Origin of the sequence: Candidatus Stoquefichus sp. SB1, assembly GCF_001244545.1 — a bacterium.
In the GTDB taxonomy this organism is placed as follows: domain Bacteria; phylum Bacillota_I; class Bacilli_A; order Erysipelotrichales; family Coprobacillaceae; genus Stoquefichus.
The window spans coordinates 227,705-241,437 of the sequence record NZ_LN852696.1; the positions used below are offsets into that span (position 1 = coordinate 227,705).

The following is a 13,733-nucleotide window of genomic DNA, read 5'->3' on the forward strand; positions in this document are numbered from 1 at the left end:
GGGAGGATTTGAAAATGTTTAATGCATTTGAGTCTTTTATGACAAAGTACTTAACACCACTTGCTAATAAAATGGATAAACAAGTTCATTTAAGTGCTGTTAAAAAATCAATGGTTGCATTAACACCATTGTTAATTATTGGAAGTTTCTGTTTAATTCCAGAAGCCATTCCTAATATGATTGGGGAAACAAATCCAATTTCAGTTTGGATCTTAGCTAACTTAGATATTATCTATATTCCTTACAATGTAGGTATGGCCTTAATGTCTATTTACGTCACAGCATTTATAGCCTATCATTTGGCTACATCTTATAAACAGGATGTTCCTGGATCAATCAGTATGGCTTTAATTGCATTTTTGATGATGACAGTTCAATATACTGAAGATGGCGGAATTGATAAAGGTTTCATGGGACCTAAAGGTTTATTTGCAGCAATGTTTGCATCAATTATTGCAGTTGAATTATTCCGTTGGTGTAAAAAGAAGAAATTTACGATTAGAATGCCTGAATCAGTACCTGATTTCGTATCACGTTCTTTTGAAATGATACCTATTTCAGTCATTGTTATTGGATTTTTCTTAATCGTGCGTATTGTATGTGTGAATGTTTTTAATACAATGCCACCACTAATCTTTACAAACTTATTAGCACCATTAGTTGGATCAATGGATAACCCAATCGCATATACATTCTTAAAGATGTTACAATGTTTATTGTTCTTCTTTGGTATTCATCCATCTGTATTAAGTCCAATTACAAGTCCAATTTCTACTCAGTTCTTAGCTGAAAATGTAGCAGCTAGTCAAGCACATATGGCTTTACCACATTTCTATTGTCCAGGTCCTGAATCAGCATTTGGTAACTTTACGGGAACTGGAGTGACTTTTGGATTGGTTTTCTGGTGTTTAGTTTCTAAGAATAAAGCTTTAAAGCAGATTGGTCGTGTTGCTTTAATTCCAGCATTATTTGGAATTAATGAACCTATCTTATTTGGTGCTCCGATTGTCTTAAATCCAGTGTTCTTTATTCCTTATGTTATCTTTGGTGGTATCATAGGAAGTTTAGGTGGCTGGGCAATGTATTTAGGTATAATGGGTAAATCAATATTCACACCACCATATGTAGGCGTATTCTTAGAGGGATGGTTAACAAACTTAGATGTTATGTCTATTGTTGTGAATGCAGTTCAGTTATTGTTGTCATTACTTGTTTGGTATCCTTTCTTTAAAATTTATGAAAAGCGTTATGGCGATAAAGAAAATATAGAAAAGAAAAATCAATTAAGTGATGAAGATGCTGAAATCTTAAATGATCTCGATTTAGATTTCTAAAAAATAGGCAAGCTTTGGCTTGCCTTTAAGAATAGGATGATGAAAGTATGGCAAAACGGATAAACAAAATACAAAGTTTTTTGAATGAAAAAGGGATAGATGCTTTATTATTGACAAGTAAAACGATGAAGAAATGGATGTCCACAATGTTAGGAAGTGGCTGTCGTGTTTTGATGACTCAAAAACAGGGATATTTAATTCTTGATGGTAGATATATAACGGAAGCGAAAGAAAAGGAACATGATTTAGAAATTGTTTTACATAATCCTCATACCACTGGTCAAAGTTATTTAGCAGCAGTATCGAAGATTCTACAAGATGAACACTGTCATTCTTTAGGTGTTGAAGCGAGTGAAGTTTTAGTGAAAGAGTATCAAAAATTACAGAGTTTGAATGTTGATATTCATTTGCTAGATGATGATATTATGAATTTAAGAATCATTAAAGATGAAGAAGAAATAAAGGCGATGCAAACATGTATTGCACTAACTGATGAAATTTATGCGAAAGTGATTGAAAAAATTCATGTAGGAATGAGTGAATATGAAATTAGCGCCCTTGTTCAATATTATGCGATTGCTGCTGGAGCACAGCAGATGTCTTTTGATACAGTTGTCACTAGTGGTGAAAGAACAGCTTTACCTCATGGGAGACCAACTGACCGTAAAGTCAAAGCTCATGAACCGATTATGATTGATTTTGGGATTCAATATGAAAACTATCAATCAGATATGACACGCGTTTGTTTTATTGGTGAACCTGCATATGAATATAAGAAAATTTATGATGTTGTTTTAAAGGCACAGTTAGCAGGGTTAGATGCTATTCAATCAGGGGTTAAAGCCAGTGATGTTGATTTGGCAGCGAGAACAGTTATTGAAGAAGCTGGCTATGGTGATTACTTTGATCATGGATTAGGACATGGGATTGGTGTGACAGATAGTGGAGAAGGTCCAATTTTAAATAGCACAAGTTCAACTATTTTAAAAGATCATATGATGATGTCTTGTGAACCAGGAGTTTATGTTCCAGGACTTGGAGGAATTCGGATTGAAGATGATGTTGTGATTATCGATGGGAAAGGGATACCTATGAATAAAACAACAAAAGATTATATTATTTTGGAGGAAAGATAGATGAAATACAATTTTGATGAAGTGCATAATCGATTAGGAACTTATTGTACACAATGGGATTACATTGAAGATCGTTTTCATAAAAAAGATCTGATTCCTTTTTCTATATCAGATACAGATTTTATCATTCCGCAACCTATTACTGATAAAATATATGAAATTGCTAAACACCAGATCTATGGTTATACAAGATGGAACCATCATGATTTTAAGTCATCTATTACAAATTATTTTCAAAGAAGATTTGAAACATCTTTACAGGAAGATTGGATTTTATATAGTCCAAGTGTTATGTATTCTGTATCTTTGCTCATTCGTTTATTGAGTGAGCCAGGAGATAAAGTTGTGACATTTAATCCAATGTATGATTCATTTTTTACAGTTATTGAGGATAATGGACGTGAACTTGTTTCACATTATTTACAGTTTATAGACAATACATTTCAAATTGATTTCAATCTTTTAGAAAAACAACTCCAAGATGCGCAAATTTTATTATTATGTGCACCTCATAATCCAACAGGAAGAATCTGGACTGATCAGGAAATGATGACAATGATTCAACTTTGTCAAAAATATCAGGTGAAAATCATATCAGATGAAATTCATATGGATATCCAAATAGGTGATAGAAAACATATTCCTTTACTCAAATATTTTCATCAATATAATGAGTTATATACTGCTTCATCATCAAGTAAGACATTAAATACACCAGGATTAATTGGTTCTTATGTCATTATTCCTAATGATGATGTAAGAGATGCATTTTTAAATCAGACAAGAAAAAAAGACTTTCTCAATTCAGCAAGTATTTTTGGAATGCATGCGACAATGATTGGTTATACACAATGTGATGATTATATTGACCAATTGAATGAATATATTCGTCATAATATGCAGTATGTAGAAGATTTTATCAAAAGAGAATTACCTGATTTTCAATTTCATCAACCTGATGCAACATATCTTGCATGGATAGATATTCGTCACGTTCCTTATACTTCTGATGAAGTTCAAGATGCTCTTGTGAATATTGGTGGTGTTGCGATTATGCGTGGTGAAACATATGGAGAAAATGGAAATAAGTATTTAAGAATGAATTTAGGATGTCCGCTTTCTAAAATAGAAGAGGGATTAAAGCGTATAAAGCTAGCAATGGATGCTTTATATCAAAAATAGGAGGAAAAGTTTTATGCAAAAATTATGGAGAAAATTAACACCTTGGCTTGATCGAAAACCAACAAAAGTCAAATTCATTACACGTTTTATTGCCTATGTTATTGACTGGGCTATTGGCGGTATCATTGCAGGATTCCCAGCTGTTTTCATTTATGCTGCTGTTACTAAGCGTTCAGATATGTTTAGTGATCTGTATGTTTTTCCGGCTTTAGATTTTCCTATTTATTGGTCTTTTATTGCTGGTATTTTCTGCGTTTTGGTGGCTTTGGTTTATTATGTTTATATTCCTTATAAAAAATATCCAGGACAAACATTAGGTAAAAAATGGATGAAAATTAAGATTATGCGATTAGATGGTCAACCATTAGATCTCAAGACATTATTCATCAGACAAATATTGGGTTTAATGCTATTAGAAGGTGTTTCAATGGTTGCGACAAATTATATAAGGCAAATGCTAACTCTGGCAACAGGCTTCTATTTAGATTACTATCTTTTAGCGTTTGGGTCTTTTATCACAGTGATTTCTTGCATTTTGGTATTTAACACACCTTCTGCTCGTGCTATCCATGATTATATGGCAAAAACCAGAGTGGCTTTGGAAGATGAAGAGTATCATATTACTGAGAAAAAAAAGAAATCAAAGTCAAAATTAAAAAATCAACATAAGTAATTGCATAAAAAGAATTAACACTTCTATAACAATAAAAAACAAGTCTCTGACTTGTTTTTTAAATAATCAACCATGGATTTTCTTTGTTTTCATGCATGGCTAAAGAACTGGTTATCGAATATTCTACCATATTACTAACAGCTTGATGCGTAAAGAAAGCTGTATGAGGTGTCAAAAATACATTTGGGAAAGAACGTAATATGGCAAGATTTCGATTATCTAAAACTTCATTTTTTAAATCCTTATAATAGAGGTGAGATTCATTTTCTACAACATCTAATGCTGCATAACCTATTTTTTTGTTTTCCAATGCATCAATAAGATCACTTGTATTAATCAAGGCACCACGTGCAGTATTAATAATGATGACATCATCTTTCATTTTTGCAATACTTTCTTGATTAATCATATGATATGTTTCATCTGCATTAGGTGCATGTAAAGAAATAATATCACTACGTTGATACAATGTATCTAAATCAACATACTCTATTTGATTTTTTAAAGTCTCATTTGGATATAAGTCATATGCAATAATATGACAAGAAAAATGAGATAACAATCGGATGACTTCCTGTCCAATTTTTCCAGTCCCAATAATACCAACAGTTAAATCCTTGAGTTCACGTCCACGAATATGATTTAAACTAAAATCCTGACTTGAAAACCTTTCTAAAATAAGTTTAATGTTTCTTAGTGACATTAAAATCATCATTACTGTGTATTCAGCAACACTACTTAAAGAATAACTCACATTACCAACATGAATACCATATTCCTGACATGCTTTTAAATCAATATGATCAAAGCCTATTGTTCTTGTTGAAATATATTGAATATTGTATTCTTTTAATTTTTCAATAATCTTCCTATCTGTTTTGGTTGTCATAATACTGATAGCTGTTGCATCTTTACAAAGATGAACATTTTCTAATGTTAAGGCTTCTCGACATATTGAAATCTCTATCTGATATTTTTTGGCATATTGACTGACAAAATCATATTCATCATCTCTGACACTAAAAAAAGCTATTTTCATTTTTCTAACTCCCTTCTTACATACATATTATAATGGAGTAAAAGTACTATCAAAAGGTGATATTTTGCATTTTTAAGTGCAGTTTTTTAATGATTAAATGGGTTAAATAAGAGCGAAAATCACTAAGTATAAGGGCAATGTGTCTTTCGCTTTTTTTGGTTATATGATATAGTTAGTTTATAATCAATAGTGATATGTTTTAAATAGCTATCTAGTTGATATGGGATTTGAATGATTTTTAATGAATAACATGAAAAAAGGAGTGAGGGGCATGGATCCTTTTTATCGAACAGAGAATATAGAGATATTTAGAAAATGGGTCTATTTTCAAGTTATGAATGATCCTCGTTTAACGCTTGAAGAATATGATTCTAGAACGTATAAAATTTATTATCAAAAAAGGGTAGCAAGATTTGTTATATGGCCAATTGGGATTGTGGAAGAGGCTGTGACTGAAGGTGAAGAATTATTATTTTATTTACATTATCAGTTTTATAACTTTTGTTTTGCAACTGATTTATTTCATCGGATGATTCAAAAGCTGACTGAAGTTCATGAAGAGAAAAAATCGATTTTACTTTGTTGTAGTGGTGGTATGACAACTGGTTATTTTGCAGAAAAAATGAATAAATACTGTCAATTAAATAAGTTGCCTTATACAATTCAGGCTGCTCCAGCATATCATTTACAAGATGTTTATCAAAAGTTTGATTTAATATTAGTAGCACCACAATTAAGATATAAAGCCGCTGAGTTAATGCAACAGTTACAGCCAGTTACAGTGAAATGTATAGAACCGACGACTTTTGCAACTTATGATTGTCAGGCTTTGCTAGATCAGATAGAAGATTTTTATAAGAATGAGGAGAAAGTATGAGTGAAAAAGAAAAGATGCTAGATGGGCATCTGTATCAAGCTTATCATGGTGAACTTTATAAAGATAGAGAATTTTGTAAAGCTTTATTACATGAGTATAATATGTTAAGTCCAATTGATAAAGAGGATAGAGATTTGTTATTGAAGAGACTTTTAAATGTAAAAGGAGAGTTATGTATTGAACAGCCATTTTATTGTAGTTATGGCTATAATATTACAATTGGATTGAATTTTTATAGTGATGTGAATTTGACTATTTTAGATCAAGGAACTGTTACGATTGGAGATAATGTAATTTTAGGACCTAATGTCAATATCTATACTGCAGCACATCCTTATAATGAAATTCAAAGGATTAAAGGTTTAGAATATGCTAAGCCAGTTAAAATCTATGATAATGTCTGGATTGGTGGAAATGTTACTATTTTACCAGGTGTGAAAATTAATCAGGGTGCTATTATTGGTGCTGGAAGTGTTGTAACACATGATATTCCACCTTATGTTATTGCAGCAGGGAATCCATGTCAAGTTCTACGTTCTATTACAAAAGAAGATGTACACAAAGTGTGGTAAAAGAAAAAATGGCTACTAGCCATTTTTCTTTATATTTGAGAAATTAATTAATTCAATATGATTTTCTTCAATAAATTGTCTTAATTCAGGAGAAAGAATAAGTTGAAGTTCTTTCATACGTGGTAAACAATAACTTGTCATATCATATAATCGTTGATCAACATAGGCTGGATGACACATAAATTCTAATATTTCATCATCAGTATTAAATGCATTTGTAACAAAATCATAGTTGGCATCATCACCATACATACGATCATCACAGCGAGCATATTCATAAGTATCTAAGACTTGTTCTCTTTGACGCATTGGTAAATCATATTCTTTAGCTAGTCTTTTAGCAACTTCAACATGCCAAGGCAATAAATGAACATGATGGTGAGAATCAATATGAGTAGGTTTATGTCCTGCCACAGCAATAAATTTTTCCATTTGTGCTTTCCATTCTACATATAGTTCTTCTGGATCAGCATGAGGATGATTGTCTGGATAATCCTTAGGTCTGATAAAGTTTCCATCTTTATCAGTATAAGATGTAGCTCCTTCCACTAATGGTCTACCAACAGTTAATACAAAGTGAATTCCTACACCTAATTGAGGGAATTTTTTTGCTTGCTCTAAAGCAAACTGGGCATAAGGCATATTCATCATACATGTTGTAGATGTTAAAATACCTTGTGCATGTGCCATTAAAATTCCAATTGAATTTCCTTGAGTCATCCCAAAATCATCAGCATTCATAATTAATTTTTTAATCATTATTATAGTCCTCCCGTTTATGATTTTATTATATAGCGAAAATAAGTAAAAAGGAAATTATTTTAATATTCTGAAAATAAAAATAGACATTTATGAATTGGACTTTGTATTTAAAGAGGCTTTGCTATATAATAAGGGAAGAAAAAAGGAGATGAATCACTTGAATAAAAATACAATTACAGGTTATACCGGTTTATATGGTATTGTGGCTAATCCAATCAAACATTCGTTTTCACCAATGATGCATAATACTGCTTTTCAAACATTGGGAATTGATGATGTTTATTTAGCATTTGAAGTTATGGAAGATAAACTGGCTGATTATATAACAAGTGTGAAAACATTAAATATTAAAGGATTTAATGTTTCTATGCCATATAAATTAAAAATAATGGATTATTTGGATGATTTGACAAATGAAGCGAAACTATGTCAGGCTGTGAATACAGTTAAAAATGTGAATGGAAAACTAATAGGGCATATTAGTGATGGCAAAGGGTTTGTTATGGCATGTGAAGAAAAGGGATGGCATATTCAAAACCAAAAAATTGTTGTTCTAGGAGCAGGTGGAGCTGCTCAGGCAATTATTGTAGAAATGGCATTACAGGGGGCTAAAGAGATTGTTGTCTATAATCGTAGTGTAAAACCATTTATAGAAGAACTTAATCAAAAGTTAGATTGTTCTATTTATTTAAAATCTTTAACAGACAAAGGGGAATTAAAAAAAGATTTAAAAGATGCCTATTTGTTAGTTCAAACAACAAATGTTGGAATGAGTCCAAACATTGATCAATGTTTAATTGATGAATCTTATTTATCTCCTCAATTAAAAGTTGCAGATATTATTTATAAGCCTGTTCAAACGCAGTTGTTAAAAATAGCAGAAAAATTAGGATTAGAATATATGAATGGTGAAGGCATGATTTTATATCAGGGTGCTGTCTCTTTTGAATTTTGGACTGGCCAGAAAATGCCTATTAAAGAAGTAAAACTTGCATTAGGAATGGAGTGAAAATATGAAAGAAATTATTGTCGCATCTACAAATGAAGGAAAAATTAAAGAAATCAAAGCGATGTTGAGTGAGATTGGGATTGAAGTGAAATCTATAAAAGATGTTTTTGATGAGGATATAGATATTGAAGAAACGGGTCAAACATTTCAAGAAAATGCTTTAATTAAGGCTCAAACGATTTGTGATATGATTCATAAACCAACATTGGCAGATGATTCAGGATTAGAAGTTGATGCACTAGATGGTGCACCTGGTATTTATTCAGCACGATTTATGGGTCACGATACAAGTTATGATATTAAAAATCAATATATTATAGATGCTGTCAAAGGGAAAGAAAGAGGAGCACGATTTGTCTGTGCAATGGCTTTATGTATACCTCATGAAGAACCTATTTTGATTGAAGAATATTTTAATGGTGAAATCTATGATCATATAGAGGGTGAAAATGGCTTTGGGTATGATCCGATATTTTATGTCCCTGAATTGAAGAAAACATCAGCATCATTAACTTTAGAAGAAAAAAATCAATATTCACATCGTGCAAAAGCACTAAAAAAACTATATCAAATATTAAAGGAGAAATAATCATGAATCATATTGTTTTAGTACACCCAGCAATACCTCAAAATACGGGGAATATTATGCGTACATGTGTTGCAACACATTCAAAATTACATATTATTAAACCAATGGGTTTTTCATTAGATGATAAACATATGAAAAGAGCAGGTTTAGATTATATTAAAGATTTAGATATGCAAATTTATGAAAACTGGGAAGAGTTTGTAACAAAAAATCCAGGTGATTATCATTTCTTTACACGTTATTCTAAACTTTGTTATACTGATCAAAGTTATGTATCTCATCAAGATCAATATTTGTTATTTGGTCATGAACATGATGGGATACCACATGATATTTTAAAAGATCATTTAGATGAGTGTGTACGTATTCCAATGGATGGTAATGCGAGAAGTCTTAATTTGTCAAATTGTGTAGCTATTGGCATCTATGAAGCTTTACGTCAACAAGATTATCCAAGTTTATCAAAAGTAGAGGTCCAAAAAGGTGAAGACTTTATTTACGAATAGGAAGAGAGACATTGTATTAGCCTTACTGCTAACAATTTGTATTATTTGTTTTGCAGTTATTATCACAGTATTTTTTAAACAACTGTATTATTTTGATATTGATTATTTAAATATTGTACAGAATACAGGTTTATCAAAAGAGGTGATTAAAAATAATTATGATATCTTAATTCAATACCAAAGTATTTTTTATCAAGGAACATTAGCGTTACCAGATTTTGTGATGTCTACAACAGGACGTATTCATTTTGAAGAAGTCAAAAGAGTTTTTGAGGTAATACAAATTATGTTTGTTATAACTGGTATCATTTCAGGTGTTATGATTTATCAAAATGTAAAACAAAAAGAATATCGTTTTTTACAGTTAACTGCTCTTTTTGCTGTAGGGATTCCAACAATATTAGGGTTCTTTGTCGCTTTAGATTTTGATAAAGCTTTTGTTATTTTCCATAATATTGTTTTTAGAAATAATTATTGGATATTTGATTATACAACCGATCCAGTTATTACAATTTTACCAGAAGACTTTTTCATGCATTGTTTTATGATGATTATTGTAATTGTTATTGTCATAAGTTTAACAATGTATTGGATATATCGAAGAAAAAGAAAAATGATATTACAAACACAAGTTCAATAGCTTGTGTTTTTATATTTTTACATCATTTTCTGGTAATTTTACTATAATGAAAAGATATAGTTGAATAGAGGTGATTTTTTGAAAAAAAGATTAATCTTATTCTTTATAATATTTTTGTTAGGTATATGTTTGATTTGTATAAAAATAAATAGGAAAAATCTATGGATGAGTAGTGATAAGCAGACAGAAAGTTTATTCTTCAATCAAGATATCAAAAGTGCTGATGATTGTAAGAAAGTTATTGATATAGATGAGATTTTACAAAATCCTGAATTACCAACAGGATGTGAAGTCACTTCATTAGCAATGGTTTTAAATTATTGGGGGTATGATATTGATAAATTAACTTTAGCCACCGATTATTTGAAAAAAGGTGAAATTGGTTCAGTTAATTTTAAAGAAGCGTTTGTAGGTGATCCTAGAAGTGCTGAAGCATATGGCTGTTATGTGGAAGTTATTGTAGATTGTGCTCATAATTATTTATCTGATGTTTCTTCTTTAATGCAAGTGACAAATGTGAGTGGCAGTGAACTGAGTGATTTATATGCCTATATTCAACAAGATATACCAGTTATAGTATGGACAACGATTGACTTAGTAGAACCAGTTTATACAACAGAGTGGGTTATTAATGGTGAAACGCTCAAATGGCTATCAAATGAACATTGTGTTGTTTTGACAGGTTATAATCAAGAAGAAAATGTGGTTTATGCAGCTGATCCACTTAAGGGAAATGTCACTTATGATGCAAGTCTTTTTGAACAAAGATATAATCAACTTTTTTCCCAGGCAGTTATTATTAATTAATAAATCTGAAAAGACTTTAAAAGATTAATTTTTTAAAGTCTTTTTAAAAACACTTGACCAACTTGTTATAAGATGTTATATTATATATGTAAGTTGTTATAAGATGTATTAAAACAAACAAGGAGAGAAATATGGAAATCAAAGAAATTATTGCAACAATTAAACAAGAAAAACCACAAGTGAAATCAATTTATTATGTAGGGTGTGGCGCTTCACAGGCAGAACTTTATCCTGCTAAATATTTTTTAGAAGCTAATGCTCAACATTTACGTATTGCATTATATACTGCTAATGAATTTAATTATGCAACACCTGCAGGATTGAATGAAGATGCAATTGTCATTACTTGCTCATTAGGAGGAACAACACCAGAAACAGTTGCGGCTTCAAAATTAGCTATGGAAAAAGGGGCAGCAGTCATTGCTATCACAAATAATGGGAACTCTCCATTAGCGAAAGCATGTCATTATTTAGTTGTTCATGACTGGGAAGGCAGTTATTCAGCAAAAATGGATAAAATGAATAAAGCTCTTCTCGTTGCCATTGAAATTTTAAATCAATATGAAGGTTTTGAAACATATGATACAATGATTAAAGCTAATCAGGATATTTATCAAATTATTGATGAAGCTGTTCAAAGTGTTTTGCCACAAGCTAAAGCATTCGCTGAAAGTTATAAAGATGATGAAGTCATTTATGTGATGTCATCAGGAGCAACTCATAAAGTTGCCTATTCATTTTCTATATGTTTATTAATGGAAATGCAATGGATGAATTCTGGTTCATTCCATGATGGAGAATTCTTCCATGGTCCATTTGAAATTACTGATAAAGATGTACCTTTTATCTTATTAATGAATGATGGACGTACACGTGCAATGGATTCAAGAGCACTTACATTTTTAGAAAGATTTGATGCAAAAACAACTGTTATAGATGCTAAAGATTTTGGATTAGGTTCATTATTACCTGGTGGAGTTGCAGAATATTATAGTCCAATGGTGATTTCAGCAGTTTTAAGAATTTATGCTGAACAATTAGCTATTGTCAGAAATCATCCACTTACAAAACGTAGATATATGTGGAAATTAGAATATTAGTTTATAATAATAGGGGCAAAGGGGGAATCGTGTATGCGTCCAGAATTAGTGATTTTTGATGTTGATGGTTTAATGTTAGATACTGAGGCAAGATGGCAACAGGCATGGCAGGAAGTAGGATTAAAACATGGTATTGCTGATTTGGGTTATACAACTTTTTTAAGGTGTGTAGGTAGAAACGGTCAAGAAGTTGAACAAATTGTTTATGATGATTTGAAGGAGGACCATGTTGAACCACAAAGTATTTTAGAGGAAGCACGCCTTTATGGTAGACAATTATTAGAGGAACATATTGATCCAAAACCAGGTATTTATGAATTGCTTAAATTGTTAGATGATTTACAAATACCTAAGGCAGTTGCGACTGCAACTGATCGTGATTTAACTATCGAAAGATTGCAGAGACTTCATTTGCTTCATCATTTTGATTATTTACTTTGTGGTAATGAAGTGACAAAACGTAAACCTCATCCAGAAATCTATCAAAAAGTGATTCATCATTTTGGTGTTGATTCAAAAAAAGCTTTGGTTTTGGAAGATTCAGTTGTGGGAGTGGAAGCAGCTTATCGAGCTGATATTCCTTGTATTATGGTTCCTGATCTGATTGCTCCTCAAGAAACTCAAAAACAACAAGCTATAGCCATTGTTTCTTCTTTACATGATGTTATTCAGTTATTTGAATAAGCGATAGTTTGACTATCGCTTTTTGCTTAAAAATAGCCTATAATAGAAAATAAGTGAGGTAGAGATATATGAAATTAGATGATAATAATTCAATGCCTTTATATTTGCAGTTAAAAAATACAATTAAAGGTTTGATTGATAGTGGTGAAATCAATAAAGGTGATAAAATTCCTTCAGAAAATGAACTCTGTAAAAAATATAATGTGAGTCGTATTACTGTTAGAAATGCTTTGGCTGATTTAGAAAGTGAAGGGTATCTCATAAAAAAACAAGGAAAAGGAACATTTGCAACAACACCTAAATTATTTAGACCTTTACAAGATAGTATTGGTTTTAGTGAATCATGTAAAAATGCGGGTATGGAAAGTTCTTCTATTGTTTTAAAAAGAGAAATATTACCATTAGATGATCGTATGAAAGATATTTTAAAATTAGCTGATGATGACCAGGTTCTTTATATTCAAAGACTCAGATTAGCTGATGGAATACCTTTAATGATTGAAAATAATTATTATTCTTATCAGAAATTTGGTTTCCTTTATAATGAACCTTTAATAGGTTCATTGTATGAATTGTTAGCAGAGAAAAAGGGAATCATTTGTGATCGTTCATTAAAAACAGTGATTACTGTAACAACAGCAAGTGGTGAACTTGTGAAAATGTTACAAGTTTCTATTGGAGCACCATTGTTTGTTATGGATGGGATTATGGGCGATGAACATGGTGAGCCGGTTCATTATAGTTTACAGTATATTGTTGGTGAAAGATATTCGTTTGTTAGATAATTTTAAAATGAAAAAGAAGTGTTTGAATTCTCAAAACA

Annotated in this window: 16 protein-coding genes; 14 read left to right on the plus strand and 2 right to left on the minus strand. The window is 31.0% G+C overall.

From position 1 onward, the window contains the following. Positions 1 to 14 precede the first annotated feature (14 nt). From BN1865_RS13540 to BN1865_RS13555, 4 genes are read left to right on the plus strand one after another with little or no spacing between them, the layout of a single operon-like run. Entirely contained in the window at positions 15 to 1,334 is a 1,320-nt protein-coding gene (locus tag BN1865_RS13540) for a PTS sugar transporter subunit IIC (protein ID WP_050637798.1), read from the plus strand. A 47-nt stretch (positions 1,335 to 1,381) separates the two neighbouring features. Then, the gene (locus BN1865_RS13545) at positions 1,382 to 2,470 is read left to right on the plus strand and encodes a M24 family metallopeptidase (protein ID WP_050637799.1); all 1,089 of its coding nucleotides are present in this window, start codon (positions 1,382 to 1,384) and stop codon (positions 2,468 to 2,470) included. Beyond that, on the plus strand, positions 2,471 to 3,652 hold the full coding sequence (locus BN1865_RS13550) for a MalY/PatB family protein (RefSeq protein WP_050637800.1): 1,182 nt from the start codon (positions 2,471 to 2,473) through the stop codon (positions 3,650 to 3,652). It begins immediately after the preceding gene. A gap of 13 nt (positions 3,653 to 3,665) precedes the next feature. Continuing rightward, positions 3,666 to 4,325, plus strand: a complete 660-nt coding sequence (locus tag BN1865_RS13555) for an RDD family protein (RefSeq protein ID WP_050637801.1) — start codon at positions 3,666 to 3,668, stop codon at positions 4,323 to 4,325. Positions 4,326 to 4,383: 58 nt separating this feature from the next. On the opposite strand, the gene BN1865_RS13560 is transcribed toward BN1865_RS13555, so the two are convergent. After that, complete coding sequence (locus BN1865_RS13560; protein ID WP_050637802.1) at positions 4,384 to 5,364, minus strand: D-isomer specific 2-hydroxyacid dehydrogenase family protein; 981 nt, start codon at positions 5,362 to 5,364, stop codon at positions 4,384 to 4,386. 271 nt (positions 5,365 to 5,635) lie between these two features. Between BN1865_RS13560 and BN1865_RS13565 the strand changes: the two genes are divergently transcribed. Both BN1865_RS13565 and BN1865_RS13570 read left to right on the plus strand, forming a co-directional pair. Continuing rightward, the gene (locus BN1865_RS13565; RefSeq protein ID WP_050637803.1) at positions 5,636 to 6,241 is read left to right on the plus strand and encodes a PTS sugar transporter subunit IIB; all 606 of its coding nucleotides are present in this window, start codon (positions 5,636 to 5,638) and stop codon (positions 6,239 to 6,241) included. Continuing rightward, positions 6,238 to 6,813, plus strand: coding sequence for a sugar O-acetyltransferase (locus BN1865_RS13570; RefSeq protein ID WP_050637804.1), 576 nt, complete (start codon positions 6,238 to 6,240; stop codon positions 6,811 to 6,813). Before BN1865_RS13565 ends, BN1865_RS13570 begins: the two co-directional genes overlap by 4 nt. A gap of 15 nt (positions 6,814 to 6,828) precedes the next feature. Here the strand turns inward: BN1865_RS13570 and chbG are convergent, their stop codons facing one another. Then, entirely contained in the window at positions 6,829 to 7,572 is a 744-nt protein-coding gene (chbG, locus tag BN1865_RS13575; protein ID WP_050637805.1) for a chitin disaccharide deacetylase, read from the minus strand. Positions 7,573 to 7,732: 160 nt separating this feature from the next. On the opposite strand from chbG, the gene aroE reads away from it, so the two are divergent. The 8 genes from aroE (at position 7,733) to BN1865_RS13615 (ending at position 13,695) form a co-directional block, all read left to right on the plus strand. Then, entirely contained in the window at positions 7,733 to 8,584 is an 852-nt protein-coding gene (aroE, locus tag BN1865_RS13580) for a shikimate dehydrogenase (RefSeq protein ID WP_232780401.1), read from the plus strand. A gap of 4 nt (positions 8,585 to 8,588) precedes the next feature. Beyond that, a complete protein-coding gene (locus BN1865_RS13585; RefSeq protein WP_050637807.1) occupies positions 8,589 to 9,173 on the plus strand; it encodes an XTP/dITP diphosphatase in 585 nt (194 codons plus the stop codon). Positions 9,174 to 9,175: 2 nt separating this feature from the next. Beyond that, positions 9,176 to 9,679: a tRNA (cytidine(34)-2'-O)-methyltransferase gene (locus BN1865_RS13590; protein ID WP_050637808.1), complete on the plus strand. Its 504-nt coding sequence runs from the start codon at positions 9,176 to 9,178 to the stop codon at positions 9,677 to 9,679. After that, a complete protein-coding gene (locus tag BN1865_RS13595) occupies positions 9,657 to 10,319 on the plus strand; it encodes a TIGR01906 family membrane protein (RefSeq protein WP_050637809.1) in 663 nt (220 codons plus the stop codon). The genes BN1865_RS13590 and BN1865_RS13595 overlap by 23 nt, the downstream gene beginning before the upstream one ends. A gap of 165 nt (positions 10,320 to 10,484) precedes the next feature. Further along, a complete protein-coding gene (locus BN1865_RS13600; protein ID WP_232780402.1) occupies positions 10,485 to 11,126 on the plus strand; it encodes a C39 family peptidase in 642 nt (213 codons plus the stop codon). 131 nt (positions 11,127 to 11,257) lie between these two features. Next, the gene (locus tag BN1865_RS13605) at positions 11,258 to 12,226 is read left to right on the plus strand and encodes an SIS domain-containing protein (protein ID WP_050637811.1); all 969 of its coding nucleotides are present in this window, start codon (positions 11,258 to 11,260) and stop codon (positions 12,224 to 12,226) included. Between the two features lie 33 nt (positions 12,227 to 12,259). Further along, a complete protein-coding gene (locus BN1865_RS13610) occupies positions 12,260 to 12,910 on the plus strand; it encodes an HAD family hydrolase (RefSeq protein WP_050637812.1) in 651 nt (216 codons plus the stop codon). Between the two features lie 68 nt (positions 12,911 to 12,978). Further along, a complete protein-coding gene (locus BN1865_RS13615; RefSeq protein WP_050637813.1) occupies positions 12,979 to 13,695 on the plus strand; it encodes a GntR family transcriptional regulator in 717 nt (238 codons plus the stop codon). The last annotated feature ends 38 nt before the right edge of the window (positions 13,696 to 13,733 follow it).

Coding starts and splice junctions, on each gene's coding strand:
- BN1865_RS13540 (WP_050637798.1), top strand. CDS start 15: ATGTTTAATGCATTTGAGTCTTTTATGACAAAGTACTTAACACCACTT.
- BN1865_RS13560 (WP_050637802.1), bottom strand. CDS start 5,364: ATGAAAATAGCTTTTTTTAGTGTCAGAGATGATGAATATGATTTTGTC.
- BN1865_RS13555 (WP_050637801.1), top strand. CDS start 3,666: ATGCAAAAATTATGGAGAAAATTAACACCTTGGCTTGATCGAAAACCA.
- BN1865_RS13605 (WP_050637811.1), top strand. CDS start 11,258: ATGGAAATCAAAGAAATTATTGCAACAATTAAACAAGAAAAACCACAA.
- BN1865_RS13550 (WP_050637800.1), top strand. CDS start 2,471: ATGAAATACAATTTTGATGAAGTGCATAATCGATTAGGAACTTATTGT.
- BN1865_RS13585 (WP_050637807.1), top strand. CDS start 8,589: ATGAAAGAAATTATTGTCGCATCTACAAATGAAGGAAAAATTAAAGAA.
- BN1865_RS13570 (WP_050637804.1), top strand. CDS start 6,238: ATGAGTGAAAAAGAAAAGATGCTAGATGGGCATCTGTATCAAGCTTAT.
- chbG (WP_050637805.1), bottom strand. CDS start 7,572: ATGATTAAAAAATTAATTATGAATGCTGATGATTTTGGGATGACTCAA.
- BN1865_RS13590 (WP_050637808.1), top strand. CDS start 9,176: ATGAATCATATTGTTTTAGTACACCCAGCAATACCTCAAAATACGGGG.
- BN1865_RS13600 (WP_232780402.1), top strand. CDS start 10,485: ATGAGTAGTGATAAGCAGACAGAAAGTTTATTCTTCAATCAAGATATC.
- BN1865_RS13610 (WP_050637812.1), top strand. CDS start 12,260: ATGCGTCCAGAATTAGTGATTTTTGATGTTGATGGTTTAATGTTAGAT.
- BN1865_RS13545 (WP_050637799.1), top strand. CDS start 1,382: ATGGCAAAACGGATAAACAAAATACAAAGTTTTTTGAATGAAAAAGGG.
- BN1865_RS13615 (WP_050637813.1), top strand. CDS start 12,979: ATGAAATTAGATGATAATAATTCAATGCCTTTATATTTGCAGTTAAAA.
- BN1865_RS13565 (WP_050637803.1), top strand. CDS start 5,636: ATGGATCCTTTTTATCGAACAGAGAATATAGAGATATTTAGAAAATGG.